Below are 14,003 nucleotides of genomic sequence, written 5' to 3'. Positions count from 1 at the left end.
AATTTAACAAAACAAACGGAGGCGATTATAAATGACTTATAAAGAGATGATCACTACAAGAACTGGTATGAAAGAGTGTACAGATTGTGGAAAGATAATTAATCAAATCCAAGAAGCGTACTTCAACCAATGCGAGAAATGTTTAAGACATGCAAGCCATGATTAAGAATCGTTCTGTTATATAACATTATCAAGAAAATCTGACTCAATTTATTGAGTCAGATTTTGCTTTGCACATACATAATCAAGGAGGAAAAGCATGGATATAATAACTGCGGATTTATGTGATGAATACAGAGATCAAGTAAAAATTGCTGAACCTATTTTTACGATTTACGGAGAAAAGAAAGCTTTCTATGGCCCAATTTCTACAGTTAAAGTATATGAAGACAATGTGCTTGTAAAAAAAGCTCTTCAAACCATCCCAGAAGGAAGTGTATTAGTCGTTGATGGCGGAGGATCTACTCGCTGCGCTCTTTTGGGTGATAATTTAGCAGAAATCGCTGTCAAAAGAAAGCTTGCTGGCGTAATCGTATACGGCTGTATCAGGGATAGCGCTGAGATTAACCAGATGAATATTGGTGTTCGGGCACTTGCAACACACCCTCTTAAAAGCATTAAACAAGGCAAAGGACTTGAAAATATTCCTGTTCAATTTGCCGGACTAAGCTTCGAACCTGGTTCTTATCTGTATGCAGATGAAGATGGCATTTTGGTTTCAGACGAACTATTAGTAAATGGGTAGAAATAAGACGGTTCAAGCTTCGTTGCTTGAGCCGTCTTATTTGCTCTATTCAAAAGGGCTAGGAAAAAGATTTCAATGAATGATGTGCTCTATTTCACTGCTGAATATCAAAAAAATCATAAACGTTCATGAGTGATCTTTGGTGGTCTTTTGTTACGTGACTTGCTAAGATTAATTCAAGCATGCATAAGCCAATAATGATTAATACACCTGCTAACATATTTCATCCACTCCTTTATAAGCTAGTACTTAAAAGGTAATGTATGAAACGCGTTACATAGCAAGTACTTTTTTGGAAAGTTATCGAGGGGAGATGACATATGACGACGATTCGCGAAATCGCTAAATTTGCTGGAGTATCTGTAGCTACCGTTTCTAGAGTGTTAAATAATCATCCCTACGTGAGCCAAGAGAAAAAAGCTGCCGTTAGTCATGCAGTTGAAAAATTAAACTATTCCCGTAATTTAAAAGCCATTCAATTATCAAATAAACACTCGAATTTAGTAGGGATTATCCTTCCAAAAATTGACCTCCCGTATTTCAGCAAAATTGTAGAAGGACTTGCTGAAGAAGCCAGAAACCTTCATCTTCAATTAGTACTTATTCAATCAAATTACGATATCGAAAAGGAACGAGAAGCTCTCGAACTTTTAAGAGGACACTTAATGGATGGGATTATCTTCTGCTCACGCGCCATCTCACTTTCTGAGGTGAGAGCCTATCAAGAGTTCGGTCCGATTATCCTTCTAGAGGATACAGACCAAGATGATTTTTATTCTATAAGCATTCCTCATGATCATGCATTTACTTATGGTTTGGATTATCTCTACTCTAAGGGTCACAAAAAAATCGCGATTGCCTTAAATAGAATCGACGGCACCAACAGTAAAAAAAGAATCCAAGCTTATGAAAGTATGATGCAGCGCATTAAAGAACCAATTAGAACGGAATGGATATTTGATCAATGCTTATCGATTGAAGACGGGGCTTCTCTCATGGATAAGTACATGGCGTTAAACGATAAACCTACCGCATTTCTTACGACAAATGACCAAATTGCAGCAGGGGTTTTGTTAGCAGCAGATAAACATCAGTTGAAAATCCCTCAAGACCTGGCTGTTTTAAGCTTTGATAACCAAGAAATTTCAAAAGTTATGGATCTCTCTACAATAAGTATCCCTATCAAAGAAATGGGTCAGTCAGCTATGAGAGCTTTATTTAACATTAGAGAAAACAGCCTCCATGCCTCCAAAAAGCGCGAACTTCCTTTCAAATTAATTGAACGCTTAACCGTATGAAGAGCTTCTCATCAAAATGAGAAGCTCTTCGCTTTATTTATCGGTGTATTTTTTTGTCCGCTCAAGCGATCCATCTTTTCGATAGATCTTTAGCTGAATATTCTTTTTGGCTAACTGTTCGTCCCCATATTCTAACGCTTCCTCTTTCGTATCAAATGTTTTACTTGCCCTATCTGCACCTTTCTTTTTTATCGCCCATTTATCATTTTGATTAATTAATTGATACATTTCATCATTGCTTGCTTTTCCAATTTTCTCTGCTTCATCTATCGCAATAGGTATCGCTCTACCTTCCTCATATCCGTCTTCTACTAATGAATTGGCTACTTCAATAGCTTTTTCTCTCACTTCTTTGTCTAAATTTTTCATGGCATCTGGATAATCATTTGCATTCCAAGGCACCATAACACACTCCCAACTTTAATGATTTTTGTAATTTATATGTACATGTACCCCAGTGCCTCCATATATAATCATGTATAATTCCCCACTAAGAACAAATAGTAGATAAGAAAGGAGTGAGCTTAATGCCACAAAATTTAAAAGATCTTATGTCTACACAAGTATTTTCAGTCTCCCCGGAACAGTCTATTCAAGAAGCTGCTGCTCTTATGAAAGAACACAATATTGGGTCAATCCCTGTTGTGGATAACGGACAAGTAGCAGGAATGCTTACAGACCGAGACATCACTTTACGTTCGACAGCCGAAGGAACATCATCGCATATTCCTGTTCGTGAATGCATGACGAGTACCTTAACTGTAGGAACCTCTACCATGGATGCTCATGAAGCTGCTGCACTGATGGCTCAACACCAAATTCGTCGCCTTCCTGTAGTAGATAATGGCCAATTAGTTGGTATGGTAGCTCTTGGTGACTTAGCTACAGAAAATACTTTGCAGAATGAAGCTGAAGAGGCTTTGTCGGATATCTCTCAAAAGAATGACCTGCACAAGCAATAATATAATCACTAAAAAAGCTGTCTTAAAGGATATAACCTTTAAGACAGCTTTTTAACTAATAAGTTATTGTTTTAGCGCTTGATAAACATTTACAATTCCGTGACCAAAGTGTTGACGGCTTTTACCTGTGCCTAAATCTGCTGTTTGTTGTAGTAAAGTTCGCATCTGTGCTGGGGTCAACTCAGGATTTTCTGCTTTCACTAAACCAAGTGAAGCAGCGACTTTTGGTGCCGCCATACTCGTTCCTATTGCATAGCCATACCCACCAGGCACAGTCGAAAGAGCTCTTGCCTCGATATCTCCACCAGGTCCTGCAAGATTAACATTTCCATAATTAGAATAATAAGCTAATTCATCATGTATAGTAGAAGAAGAAACACTTATAACCCAAGGGATATCAGAAAATGTATCATGTAGAGGACCAGACCATTGCGCCCCTTCTCCAGGAATCGTATACATTTTCTTACCTAGATCAATTGCATCGTTTCCATTAGCACCTACAATCATCATATCTTTACTCTGTGCATATCTAACAGCACGAGAAGCGGAAAGGTGAAGAGTTCTTTGTTGCTCGTTATTCATTAAACTGTAGGTTCCTAAGCTCAAATTGGCTACATCTACGCCATCATCAGCAGCCGTCGTAATTCCAGCCAATATACTTGTCCAATTTCCTACTCGATAAGAAGCCATAGCAAGTTCTGGTCCAACCCCCATTACTCGACCATTTGCAGCAATGGTACCAGCAACATGAGTTCCGTGCATGCCAGAAAAGGAATTGTCTTCTGTATCTGGTATTAATGATTTAGCGAATAAAAGATTGTTCTGGAGATCAGGGTGAGTAGTATCAACTCCAGAATCAATAATCCCTACTAACACATTATGATTACCCACATTAAGTTTCCATGCTTCTCCATCATTCGTTACTCGTTTAATATCCCATTGATATTCTTCATACAAATCTGCTTCACTAGTATTAACTCTCAAGTGATCTAACTCGTACGTTCGCTCTAATTCAACTTCTGGGGAGCGCAGTTCTACATCTTCTGAAACAGCAGCAATTCCAACATGGTTTTGTGCCCATATTTTAAATTCAGGATTTGTAGTACTTACATTTATTACTCCTATTTGTGGAACTTCCTGAATAATGTCTACCCCTAAATCATTCATCTCATCCACTATAGTTTGAGGGATAGTTTGTTGTGAGAATGTAATAATATAGTCTGTCTTTTCTTCAGCTAAGACTCCTGAACCTCCAAAAGCCAATAGCCCCGTTAATGTTAATCCTGCAATCCACTTTTTCATAATATGCCTCCTTAATAGTTTCACTACCTTATAAAGTTTCGTCTCTCTAACTAGTTTCACCTTGTCTTTTTGTAAGATATTTGAAAATAGGTAATAAGACCTTTGAGCCTTATTAGTTCTTTTTCACTCAAACCAACTCTAACAGCAGAGTTAAAAACTCAATTAAAAATAACTCTCTGTGGTACCCTATTTCATTTGATAGGCTGCTCAAGTCTACAATTATTCAAATACACGAAAACACCTTCGAGTTAGTCCTCTAAAGAGGAGTACTATCACGAAGGTGAATTAAATTATATCCATTAATCTGAGTTAGTTTAATACATAGGGGACTTTATTATTTCATACAAGAGCTACTTTCCAGGAGATATTAACCAACAAAAAAGACCAAGTTAACCTTCGTTAGAAGAATAACCTGATCTTTTTCTATATCTTTTTCTATTAGATGGAGCATAACGGGATCGAACCGATGACCTCTTCGCTGCCAGCGAAGCGCTCTCCCAGCTGAGCTAATGCCCCAAGTTAAAATGGTCTTTGCTCTATTATAGCAATATGTTTTAACAAAGCAACTAATTTACATACAAATAAATGATTAAATTTTTTCTAAGTTGGCAATTAGAGTAAGAGCATTAATCTTAAGGAGGGCTTCATTTTTTGTTTACGTTATCAGATATACCAATTTTACTCGTTTCCCTTTTCATCATCCTCCCACTTATTACGATTATCCACCAAGCTGGACATGTGTTTTTTGTGTGGATCTTCGGAGGAAAATTAAAGTTCGTGATTGGTGCAGGGAAACGATTATTTGGCTTTGGCCCTATAGAAGTTAGACGTATCTACTTTTGGCATTCTTTCTTTCAGTTTAAAGAATTAAAAAACGATACAACTCTTAGTCATTTTCTTGTATTTATTGGCGGTTCGCTTTTCAACTTTATAAGCATCCTTATTGTAAATGGGTTAATTCTAATGGATATATTCGCTCCACATATTTTCTATTATAACTTCGTTTATTTCTCAATCTACTATATCTTCTTTGCATTATTCCCTGCTCGTTATTCGAAAGATCATCCAAGTGACATGATGGCAATAATAGATTTGTTAAAATACGGAAAAAGATGCGATCCTTTAGACTGATTTTTACAAATTTTGATTTATTTTGAATTTTTGAGTTTAGATTATTTTCAACTTAGGTAAAGAGGGAGTGTAGCATCACTAAAATTTTTTAGGAGGATGATTTACATGGCTAGTAATAATAATCAAAATAACAGTAAGACAATGAGTTACGAGGAAGCCGGACGTAAGGGCGGAGAAAAAGTTAAGCAAGAGTATGGGAAAGAACACTTTGCTGAAATAGGCCAAAAAGGCGGAGAAAACTCAAATAATCAAAACAATACTACTACTAATAGCAATAGCTCTAACAACAATAACAACAATAACAACAATAACAACAGCAACGGCTCAAATAGCAACAACTCTAACAGCAATAACAACAGCAACAGCTCGAATAGCAACTCCAACAATAATAACAACAGCAATAGCTCAAATAGCAACAACTCTAACAGCAACAGCTCGAATAGCAACAACTCTAACAATAGTAACAACAGCAACAGCTCGAATAGCAACTCCAACAATAATAACAACAGCAATAGCTCAAATAGCAACAACTCTAACAGCAACAGCTCGAATAGCAACAACTCTAACAATAGTAACAACAGCAACAGCTCGAATAGCAACTCTAACAGTAATAACAATAGCAACAGTTCGAATAGTAACAACAGCAACAGCTCGAACAACAACAATTCTAACAACAGTAACAACAGCAACAGCTCGAACAACAACAATTCTAACAACAGTAACAACAGCGATAGCTCGAACAACAACAATTCTAACAACAGTAACAACAGCGATAGCTCGAACAACAACAATTCTAACAACAGCAATAGCTCGAATAGCAACTCTAACAGTAATAACAATAATAACAGCTCGAATAGCAACAACTCTAACAGTAATAACAATAACAACAGCTCGAATAGCAACAACTCTAACAGTAATAACAACAGCAACAGCTCGAATAGCAACAACTCTAACAATAGTAACAACAGCAACAGCTCGAACAACAGCAATAGCTCGAATAGTAACAACTCTACTAACAGCTCTAACTCTAACAACAACTCTAACAACAGCCAATCGATGAGTTATGAAGAAGCAGGGCGCAAAGGCGGAGAAAAAGTTAAGCAAGAGTATGGGAAAGACCATTTTGCAGAGATCGGAAAAAAAGGCGGACAACGTTCTAGCTAATTAAATACCAGACTATCTCCAAAACAAAAAGGGAGCTTTCTAACGAAAGACTCCTTTTTTGTATGCAAATTATTAAAAAATTAAGTCAAGGATCCACCAACCTAATGCTCCTATCACCCCAACTACTAAAGAACTCACTACATTCTCTAACGTGAGTTTTTTTTGCTTGGTTACATCAAAAACAAGCCATCCACAAAAAATAGCGAACCCAAAAATAATTGCTGTTATCATAATTTCTCTCCTCTTCACACATTCCTTTTCATCTTAGCAGAGAAGCGATTGTTTGAACAAGAGACTGGTTATACTGAGTACTATTATTACTTAATCAATGGCGAGGTGTGGATATGTTGGAGTTTGTTGTTTTACGTGCACTTGTCGGACGTATCCCCCTTGTTGCACGCTTAGTTTTTATCGTTTTTCTGTTGGCCACAACGATTGGACTTATCATCCATTTAATCGAACCAACCGTTTTTCCGACTTGGTTTGATGCAATGTGGTGGGCATTAGTGACGGTTTCTACGGTCGGTTATGGTGACTTTGTACCGATGACGACGATTGGAAGGATCTTAGGTATTCTATTAATCTTTTCTGGTGTTGGTTTTATGACGTTATTTGTTACCTCGCTTGCAGCTAAAACAATTTCAAATGTAAATGCATTTCGTGAAGGGGCGTTGACTTATATGGGAGAAGGCCATGTCATTATGATTGGATGGAATGAACGGAGCAGGCATGCTATAGAAAATTTACAAAAGGTGAAGCCAAAGGCCAGTGTAGTTTTAATTGATGAGACATTAAAAGAAATTCCTCAAGGGTTTAAGCATATTCACTTTGTAAGGGGCAATAGTAGTGAAGATGCTACTTTAAAACAAGCAAATGTCGGTCTTGCAAGCAGTGTCTTAATTACTGCTCAGAATCAAGGAAGTGAAATCTCCTCAGATGCACAATCTATTTTATCCACACTCGCTGTCAAATCACAACATCCAGAAGTTTATACGATTGTGGAAATATTAACAACTGAACAAATTGGAAATGCTAAGCGCGCTGGAGCAGATGAAATTATTGAGTCGACTACTTTAACTGGATCGGTCCTCATCAATAGCCTGCTCTATCACCATATGAGTGATGTTCTCGATGATTTACTAACATTTGATGAGAAAAACCAACTAACCTTTCAAGCATTAACAAAGGATCAAATCGGGTTGCCATTCGTAAGGTTATTACAAGGTCTTTATGAGAGTGGACAATTGCTAATAGGAGTAAAACGCAATGAAGACGTTTTACTCCACCCGCCACAGGATATGCAGATGCTAGAGAATGACTTATTAATTGTTATTAACAGACTACATGTTAATACAATAAAGTAAGTTCAAGCTCCTGAATTAGACTTCTCGCAACAGTCATGTACTTTTGATCTACTTTAGCGTCTTTATCCACAGGCTCTGCAAATTGGTTAAAGACACTATTGTAGGTCATAGGAACTAACCCATTCAAAGGGTCTGTATTATCATCTAGTCCTTTTTGGTATTTATGGTTTAACAAAAAAGGTTGTCCTAATGCGACACTCACTCCACGCTGATCTAACTCACCATCAATCGGTTTAAAAGGGATACGGAGAAAGGTATAGCCAACATCTTCATCAATTTTATAATCAAAATAACCATGCTCATAATCCCAATTCCCACCAATACTATAGCCAAGCGGCTTCAATTTCTCTTCTAACGCTTGAAGTTTGAACTCTTTCCCTTCAATAGCAGATTGTAACGCAATCATACTAAACACCCCTTCGCACACAATTTTATACCAATAGTGTGACCCAAAAAGAAAACAATATGACAAGAAAAGCGGAGGGGCTCGTTTAGGTATGAGAACGGTGGAGGTTTGACAATTAGAAGCGCTTTTTGCTTCGTTTGGCAAAGTGAAGCGATCGATGACCTGAGCCCGGAAGCTAGACAAAGAAAAGCGGAAACGACTGCACTGGCATGCGGTAAAATGAGGGGCAAGTGAGCCTCTCATATCTCTTTTGTGCGAAATTATTGAATTACGAGCGAGCTTGGTGGTATTTAGTGCGAATTCCAATGCAATATTTGCGATAGTTGGAAGTTATGTGCTAAATTTTGGTTTTATGTGCTATCGACCATTTATTTCTCTTTATATGTGGGAAACAACTTCTTAACACTCCTTCACCACCTCCATATCCTCAAAATTTCTAGCCCCAAAAAAGGACCATACGACTAAAACGTCGCATGGCCTTTCCGTAAGTTCATATTTATTTTAAACGCTTTTCAAGTTCAGCTTTCTCAACTTCGAATCCTGGTTTTCCAAGTAGTGCAAACATGTTTTTCTTATAAGCTTCAACGCCAGGTTGGTCGAATGGGTTTACTCCAAGTAAATACCCACTAATACCACAAGCTTTCTCAAAGAAATAAATTAAATATCCAAAGTGATACTCATTTAATTCTGGGATGTTCACAATTAAGTTTGGAACTCCACCATCTGTATGAGCAAGCATTGTACCTTCAAAAGCTTTCTTATTTACAAAGTCCATCGTTTCACCAGCAAGGTAATTAAGGCCATCAAGATCGCTATCTGCTTCTTCAATCTTAATTTCTTCACGTACCTTACCTACGTTTAATACCGTTTCAAATAAGTCACGACGACCATCCTGAACGTATTGTCCCATTGAGTGAAGGTCGGTAGAGAAATCAACAGCGGCTGGGAAAATGCCTTTACCATCTTTCCCTTCACTTTCTCCGTATAGTTGTTTCCACCACTCTGATACGTAGTGAAGAGATGGTTCGTAGTTTACCATTAGTTCGATTGTTTTCCCTTTATTATAAAAGGCATTACGAACAGCTGCGTATTGATACGCTTGATTTTCAGCTAAGTTTGGATTAGCTAAATCTTCACTAGCATCCGCTGCACCTTTCATCAATGCTTCGATATCAAGTCCACTTACAGCAATCGGAAGAAGTCCTACAGCTGTTAGGACCGAGAAGCGTCCACCTACATCATCAGGAATAATAAACGACTCATAGCCTTCCTCTGTTGCAAGTGTCTTAAGAGCACCTTTTTCGCGATCAGTGGTTGCATAAATACGACGACGCGCTTCTTCTTTTCCGTATTTCTTCTCTAAGAACTCACGGAAAATACGAAATGCGATAGCTGGCTCAGTTGTTGTACCTGATTTTGAAATCACATTGACTGAGACATCTTTTCCATCAAGTAGTGAAAATAAATCTTTAACGTAGTTTGAAGAGATATTATTCCCTACAAAGAATACTTGTGGTGCTTTGCGTTCTTCTTTTGAAAGAACATTGTAAAAAGAGTGATTAAGGGCTTCGATTGCCGCACGTGCTCCAAGATAAGAACCGCCAATTCCCACAACTAATAACACGTCAGAATCGTTCTTGATTTTATCTGCTGCTGCTTGAATACGTGCAAACTCTTCACGATCATAAGCAGTCGGAAGGTCAATCCATCCTAAAAAATCACTTCCTGCACCCGTCTTATTATGTAGAGCCTCATGTGCTGCAGTCACTGCATCTTGCATGTAATCAATTTCATGTTGTCCAAAAAAAGACAAAGCTTTTAAATAATCAAACTGAATTTTTTCCATGAAGGTAATGCCTCCTTAGTCGTTAACATTCATACCACTATTCACTTTAACCGAATGCACATATAAGAATCAAGTTCAAGAATGAATGTAAGCGGAACCACTTTAAGATTATCGAGAAAACGAAGAAAAAGACGAGAGCTCGCCTTTTTCTTCGTTTACATCATTTATAGTGCAGCAGTTAAAATCTTTTCGACATCTTCTTTATTTAGCTTTTTGAAGTTTCCAAATTCCCCGTTCTCAGCTGCAATTCCAGCCATACGCTCAATTTGTGAGCGATCAATGTCATAGTCAGCTAAGCGATTCGGTGCACCAATTTTTGTCCAGAAGGCAGATAGCTTCTCAATACCTTCAAGTGCAATATCGCGGTCAGATTTCCCTGTAGGATCGACACCAAGTACTCTTGTTGCAAGTTTAACATGACGCTCAATTTTCTCATCAAGGCTATATCGAAGCCAGTGGGGGAAGATAATCGCTAAACCACCTGCATGTGGAATATCATATACCGCTGAAACCGCATGTTCAATGTTATGTGATGCCCAGTCACCACGAAGCCCCATTTGCGTAATGCCATTTAGAGCCATCGTGCCACAATAAAGAATCGTTTCACGGTGCTCGATATTTTGTAGGTCTTCAAGTAATTTCGGAGCTGTTTCCATTACAGTAAGCAAGATGGATTCCATAATGCGATCTTGCAATAGAGTATTTTCTGCATGGTGGAAATAAGCTTCAATGACATGACTCATCATATCAACCATTCCATAGATCGTTTGATCTTCCGGAACAGACAAAGTGTTTTTCGGATCTAAAATAGAGAATGTCGGGAATGAAAATGGGCTACCCCAGCCAACTTTTTGACTTGTATCCCAGTTTGTAATAACAGAGCCAGCATTCATCTCTGAACCAGTTGCCGCTAGCGTTAAAATTGTTCCAAATGGCAAAGCTGATTTAGGAGTATCTTTTTTCGTAATGACATCCCAAATATCACCATCATATTTCGCCCCAACTGCAATCGCTTTTGTTGCGTCAATGACACTTCCTCCACCTACCGCTAAAATAAAGTCAATATCATGTTGTTGGCAAAGTTCAATTCCTTTTTTAACTGTTGTTAAACGAGGGTTCGGTTCAACACCTGCAAGTTCAACCACTTCAGCATTAATTTCTTTCAATTGACCAATTACATGATCATACAGACCATTTCTTTTAATACTTCCACCACCGTAAACAACTAATACACGCTTACCATGACGCGCCACTTCTTTTGCTAACACTTCATTTTGACCTTCACCAAAGATCAACTTCGTCGGGTTCTTAAAAACAAATGGATTCATATGTATCCTCCTTAATTAGTTAGAGATTTACTATTATTATCAACAAACGGTTCCTTTATTGTAAAGCAAAGAGGCTCATCAGCTAAAATAAACCAAAATATAACATCCTCTCCTAACAATAGCCAATGTTATATATGCATAATTGTTAGGGAACAACCTCATTCTAAAAAGGAAGCACACCCTCACATCGATGGTTGTGCAAATCCCTTTAAAATGGAGGTGAATGGTGTGAGTGGTATTCAACGTACAGCGCTTGTCTTAGCGATCATTGGCGCAATTAACTGGGGGCTTATCGGATTCTTCCGTTTTGACCTTGTCGCAGCTATTTTTGGCGGACAAGCAGCAGGCCTATCTCGTTTAATCTATGCCCTAGTTGGTCTTGCTGGTCTTTATTGTATTTCAATTCTGTTTAAGCCTGATGAAGAGCTTGAACGCGTACCAGAAACAGAACGTTAATACATGGCTTTCTTTAGCATCTCAAGTGATTATTCATTTGAGATGCTTATTTAATGGTTTGAAACTATACTTAGTTCTATTCTTTAGCACAGCCTTTTTTTCCTCCTGCAATTCCAGAAAAAAGACAAATAAAAAGCATCCGATTGCCGGATGCTTTTTATGTGAAAATTATTTTTTCGCACGCTTGTTAAGATCAGCTTGAATTTCGTTAGATTGCTTTAACCATTCTTTAAGCTTATCTTCTAGTGTGTTGAAGCCTTGTTGTGGTTTGTTTTGTTGTTGAGGCTTACGTCCGCCACCTTGACCGCCACCAGTGTTACGAGGCTTAGCTGGACGAGCTGGACGCTCAGGAGCTTCTTGAGTAGCACGGATTGAAAGTGAAATTTTACCAGACGCTTCTTCAACGTTCATGATTTTCACTTTAACTTCATCGCCTACAGTAAGAACATCATTAATATCTTTAACGAAACCGTGAGCTACCTCCGAAATGTGTACTAAGCCTTGCTTTTTCTCGTCTAGTGCAACGAAAGCACCGAAAGGCTTGATTCCTGTTACTTTACCTTCTACAATACTGCCTACTTCATAATTTGACATCTACATACATCTCCTAACTATTTATTAACCTTTTAATATTAACATAGGATGTTACTTTACGCAAAAGATCATTTAAAAATATTTTAACTTTTCTTTAGCTTTTCAGTCTATTTTAACAGGTTTGTGTGAATCCGTAAAATAGCCTGTATGATCTACCTTCATTCGCAAACATTTTAACACCCTAAAAGCCACCTCAAATATCTTCCAGGTGGCTTTAGTTTGAGAATTAACGTCTACTGGATTTTGGCTTCACGTCAGTTAGGGAACCTCCTACGACAAAACGCTCTTCAAGTTCTATCCCTAACTCTCTTTTATACTTTTCTACCTTGTATTCATCTTTTCGTTCAATAAACGTTACGACAGTACCTTCTTTCCCAATTCTTCCTGTTCGACCTGCTCTGTGCAGATAACTATCAGGACTTGCAGGTGGGTCCACTTGAATGATATGTGTAACATCGTCGACATCTAGTCCACGTGCAGCTAAATCCGTTGCTACTAAGATGTGGATATCCCCTTTGCGGAACTGGTTTAAAGCCTTTTCGCGCTCTTGTTTCGTACTATCAGAAGAAAGGGAAGCGGCTTTAATTTTACGGTAGACAAGCTTCTCAGTTGTCTCAGCTAATTTTTCAAGCTGATTTACAAACACAATTCCTCTTTCAACCTTTTCAGCATGAATCACTTTGCGAGCCATATCTACACGTTCTCTCGCTTCCACTCGTACGAACAAATGCTTCACATGATCAACTAACAAGCCACCCTCTGCTTCCATTTCTACAGTGAACGGAGCGAATGCAGAAATTTGATCTGCAAAATCTTTAGGCAGTGTTGCCGATACAAATAGAAACTGACGATCTCGTCCAACTCTTTTTGCAATCTCAGTAAACGCCTCCCAAGAAGGTTTCTCACCCATCATTCGATCCGCTTCATCAACTGCTACTACTTTTAAATCATGTAATTTTAACTTTTTCATCTCCACTAGCTCAAGGACACGTCCTGGTGTACCTACTGCAAGCTGTGGCTTTTTCTTCTTCAAACGTTCTAATTGGCGTTTTACATTTGCCCCACCAATAAATGAACCAATTTCAATTGGTGCATTCTCAGTAAGCCCTCGAGCTACTTCAACAATCTGCATAGCAAGCTCTTGAGTGGGAGCAAGGATTAAGGCTTGCAATCCTTTTTCATCTTCATTGATTTTTGCTAATGTAGGCAAAAGAAAAGCAAGTGTTTTCCCTGTTCCTGTTTGTGAGCGAGCGATAATTGATTGTCCCGCTATTGCTTCCGGGATCATTTTAGCTTGAATATCGGTTGGTTCAGTTACACCGATTTTTAATAATGCCTCTTGATAAATGGACGGCAACCCGTCGATTTGAAACGTTCCTGTCATTAGTTAGCCTACTCTCATTAAAA

17 protein-coding genes and 1 tRNA gene are annotated in these 14,003 nt (G+C 38.2%); 7 read left to right on the top strand and 11 right to left on the bottom strand.

The features are described 5' to 3' along the window. The first annotated feature begins 31 nt into the window (after positions 1-31). Together yhfH and rraA are read left to right on the top strand one after the other, a co-directional pair. Positions 32-166 (top strand): protein YhfH, encoded by a 135-nt coding sequence (gene yhfH / locus AB3N04_RS14670; protein WP_368503450.1) that lies wholly within the window; start codon positions 32-34, stop codon positions 164-166. Positions 167-259: 93 nt separating this feature from the next. Continuing rightward, positions 260-745 (top strand): ribonuclease E activity regulator RraA, encoded by a 486-nt coding sequence (rraA, locus tag AB3N04_RS14665; protein WP_368503449.1) that lies wholly within the window; start codon positions 260-262, stop codon positions 743-745. A 94-nt stretch (positions 746-839) separates the two neighbouring features. Here rraA and AB3N04_RS14660 read toward each other — a convergent pair whose 3' ends face one another. Continuing rightward, the gene (locus tag AB3N04_RS14660) at positions 840-965 is read right to left on the bottom strand and encodes a hypothetical protein (RefSeq protein WP_368503448.1); all 126 of its coding nucleotides are present in this window, start codon (positions 963-965) and stop codon (positions 840-842) included. A gap of 100 nt (positions 966-1,065) precedes the next feature. Between AB3N04_RS14660 and AB3N04_RS14655 the strand changes: the two genes are divergently transcribed. Further along, positions 1,066-2,043: a LacI family DNA-binding transcriptional regulator gene (locus AB3N04_RS14655; RefSeq protein WP_368503447.1), complete on the top strand. Its 978-nt coding sequence runs from the start codon at positions 1,066-1,068 to the stop codon at positions 2,041-2,043. A 33-nt stretch (positions 2,044-2,076) separates the two neighbouring features. Here AB3N04_RS14655 and AB3N04_RS14650 read toward each other — a convergent pair whose 3' ends face one another. Then, a complete protein-coding gene (locus tag AB3N04_RS14650) occupies positions 2,077-2,448 on the bottom strand; it encodes a DUF2188 domain-containing protein (RefSeq protein ID WP_368503446.1) in 372 nt (123 codons plus the stop codon). A gap of 122 nt (positions 2,449-2,570) precedes the next feature. On the opposite strand from AB3N04_RS14650, the gene AB3N04_RS14645 reads away from it, so the two are divergent. Continuing rightward, positions 2,571-3,005: a CBS domain-containing protein gene (locus AB3N04_RS14645; protein ID WP_368503445.1), complete on the top strand. Its 435-nt coding sequence runs from the start codon at positions 2,571-2,573 to the stop codon at positions 3,003-3,005. A 63-nt stretch (positions 3,006-3,068) separates the two neighbouring features. On the opposite strand, the gene AB3N04_RS14640 is transcribed toward AB3N04_RS14645, so the two are convergent. Both AB3N04_RS14640 and AB3N04_RS14635 read right to left on the bottom strand, forming a co-directional pair. Then, positions 3,069-4,307 carry a S8 family serine peptidase gene (locus AB3N04_RS14640; RefSeq protein ID WP_368503444.1) on the bottom strand — a complete coding sequence of 413 codons (1,239 nt, stop codon included), beginning with the start codon at positions 4,305-4,307 and terminating at the stop codon, positions 3,069-3,071. Between the two features lie 443 nt (positions 4,308-4,750). Further along, positions 4,751-4,823 (bottom strand) — tRNA-Ala (locus AB3N04_RS14635). Between the two features lie 135 nt (positions 4,824-4,958). Here AB3N04_RS14635 and AB3N04_RS14630 point away from each other — a divergent pair. Further along, positions 4,959-5,438: a hypothetical protein gene (locus AB3N04_RS14630; protein WP_368503443.1), complete on the top strand. Its 480-nt coding sequence runs from the start codon at positions 4,959-4,961 to the stop codon at positions 5,436-5,438. Between the two features lie 516 nt (positions 5,439-5,954). Here AB3N04_RS14630 and AB3N04_RS14625 read toward each other — a convergent pair. Further along, positions 5,955-6,491 carry a hypothetical protein gene (locus AB3N04_RS14625; RefSeq protein WP_368503442.1) on the bottom strand — a complete coding sequence of 179 codons (537 nt, stop codon included), beginning with the start codon at positions 6,489-6,491 and terminating at the stop codon, positions 5,955-5,957. 183 nt (positions 6,492-6,674) lie between these two features. Continuing rightward, entirely contained in the window at positions 6,675-6,833 is a 159-nt protein-coding gene (locus tag AB3N04_RS14620; protein ID WP_368503441.1) for a hypothetical protein, read from the bottom strand. A 113-nt stretch (positions 6,834-6,946) separates the two neighbouring features. On the opposite strand from AB3N04_RS14620, the gene AB3N04_RS14615 reads away from it, so the two are divergent. Further along, complete coding sequence (locus AB3N04_RS14615; protein ID WP_368503440.1) at positions 6,947-7,966, top strand: TrkA family potassium uptake protein; 1,020 nt, start codon at positions 6,947-6,949, stop codon at positions 7,964-7,966. Here the strand turns inward: AB3N04_RS14615 and AB3N04_RS14610 are convergent. The 3 genes from AB3N04_RS14610 to AB3N04_RS14600 all read right to left on the bottom strand — a co-directional run bounded on the left by AB3N04_RS14610 (position 7,950) and on the right by AB3N04_RS14600 (position 11,546). Then, a complete protein-coding gene (locus AB3N04_RS14610) occupies positions 7,950-8,372 on the bottom strand; it encodes a YugN-like family protein (protein ID WP_368503439.1) in 423 nt (140 codons plus the stop codon). The genes AB3N04_RS14615 and AB3N04_RS14610 overlap by 17 nt on opposite strands. A gap of 496 nt (positions 8,373-8,868) precedes the next feature. Beyond that, positions 8,869-10,218: a glucose-6-phosphate isomerase gene (locus AB3N04_RS14605; protein WP_368503438.1), complete on the bottom strand. Its 1,350-nt coding sequence runs from the start codon at positions 10,216-10,218 to the stop codon at positions 8,869-8,871. 164 nt (positions 10,219-10,382) lie between these two features. Continuing rightward, positions 10,383-11,546, bottom strand: a complete 1,164-nt coding sequence (locus AB3N04_RS14600; RefSeq protein ID WP_368503437.1) for an iron-containing alcohol dehydrogenase — start codon at positions 11,544-11,546, stop codon at positions 10,383-10,385. Between the two features lie 228 nt (positions 11,547-11,774). Here AB3N04_RS14600 and AB3N04_RS14595 point away from each other — a divergent pair, with 228 nt between their 5' ends. Beyond that, positions 11,775-12,002 (top strand): DUF378 domain-containing protein, encoded by a 228-nt coding sequence (locus tag AB3N04_RS14595; RefSeq protein ID WP_012960258.1) that lies wholly within the window; start codon positions 11,775-11,777, stop codon positions 12,000-12,002. 168 nt (positions 12,003-12,170) lie between these two features. On the opposite strand, the gene yugI is transcribed toward AB3N04_RS14595, so the two are convergent. Both yugI and AB3N04_RS14585 read right to left on the bottom strand, forming a co-directional pair. Beyond that, entirely contained in the window at positions 12,171-12,596 is a 426-nt protein-coding gene (yugI, locus tag AB3N04_RS14590) for a S1 domain-containing post-transcriptional regulator GSP13 (RefSeq protein ID WP_317121332.1), read from the bottom strand. 226 nt (positions 12,597-12,822) lie between these two features. Continuing rightward, entirely contained in the window at positions 12,823-13,980 is a 1,158-nt protein-coding gene (locus AB3N04_RS14585) for a DEAD/DEAH box helicase (protein WP_368503436.1), read from the bottom strand. Positions 13,981-14,003 lie beyond the last annotated feature (23 nt).

This window comes from Alkalihalophilus sp. As8PL (assembly GCF_040939795.1).
Taxonomy (GTDB): domain Bacteria; phylum Bacillota; class Bacilli; order Bacillales; family Bacillaceae_D; genus Alkalihalophilus; species Alkalihalophilus lindianensis.
The sequence above is the reverse complement of the archived record's forward strand: the minus strand, read 5'-3'. Positions and strand labels throughout refer to the sequence as shown.

What these genes read in the sequence shown, in the direction of transcription:
- AB3N04_RS14620 (WP_368503441.1), bottom strand. Translation starts at nt 6,833, where the DNA reads ATGATAACAGCAATTATTTTTGGGTTCGCTATTTTTTGTGGATGGCTT.
- AB3N04_RS14600 (WP_368503437.1), bottom strand. Translation starts at nt 11,546, where the DNA reads ATGAATCCATTTGTTTTTAAGAACCCGACGAAGTTGATCTTTGGTGAA.
- AB3N04_RS14640 (WP_368503444.1), bottom strand. Translation starts at nt 4,307, where the DNA reads ATGAAAAAGTGGATTGCAGGATTAACATTAACGGGGCTATTGGCTTTT.
- AB3N04_RS14605 (WP_368503438.1), bottom strand. Translation starts at nt 10,218, where the DNA reads ATGGAAAAAATTCAGTTTGATTATTTAAAAGCTTTGTCTTTTTTTGGA.
- yugI (WP_317121332.1), bottom strand. Translation starts at nt 12,596, where the DNA reads ATGTCAAATTATGAAGTAGGCAGTATTGTAGAAGGTAAAGTAACAGGA.
- AB3N04_RS14645 (WP_368503445.1), top strand. Translation starts at nt 2,571, where the DNA reads ATGCCACAAAATTTAAAAGATCTTATGTCTACACAAGTATTTTCAGTC.
- AB3N04_RS14585 (WP_368503436.1), bottom strand. Translation starts at nt 13,980, where the DNA reads ATGACAGGAACGTTTCAAATCGACGGGTTGCCGTCCATTTATCAAGAG.
- AB3N04_RS14615 (WP_368503440.1), top strand. Translation starts at nt 6,947, where the DNA reads ATGTTGGAGTTTGTTGTTTTACGTGCACTTGTCGGACGTATCCCCCTT.
- AB3N04_RS14650 (WP_368503446.1), bottom strand. Translation starts at nt 2,448, where the DNA reads ATGGTGCCTTGGAATGCAAATGATTATCCAGATGCCATGAAAAATTTA.
- AB3N04_RS14660 (WP_368503448.1), bottom strand. Translation starts at nt 965, where the DNA reads ATGTTAGCAGGTGTATTAATCATTATTGGCTTATGCATGCTTGAATTA.
- AB3N04_RS14655 (WP_368503447.1), top strand. Translation starts at nt 1,066, where the DNA reads ATGACGACGATTCGCGAAATCGCTAAATTTGCTGGAGTATCTGTAGCT.
- rraA (WP_368503449.1), top strand. Translation starts at nt 260, where the DNA reads ATGGATATAATAACTGCGGATTTATGTGATGAATACAGAGATCAAGTA.
- yhfH (WP_368503450.1), top strand. Translation starts at nt 32, where the DNA reads ATGACTTATAAAGAGATGATCACTACAAGAACTGGTATGAAAGAGTGT.
- AB3N04_RS14610 (WP_368503439.1), bottom strand. Translation starts at nt 8,372, where the DNA reads ATGATTGCGTTACAATCTGCTATTGAAGGGAAAGAGTTCAAACTTCAA.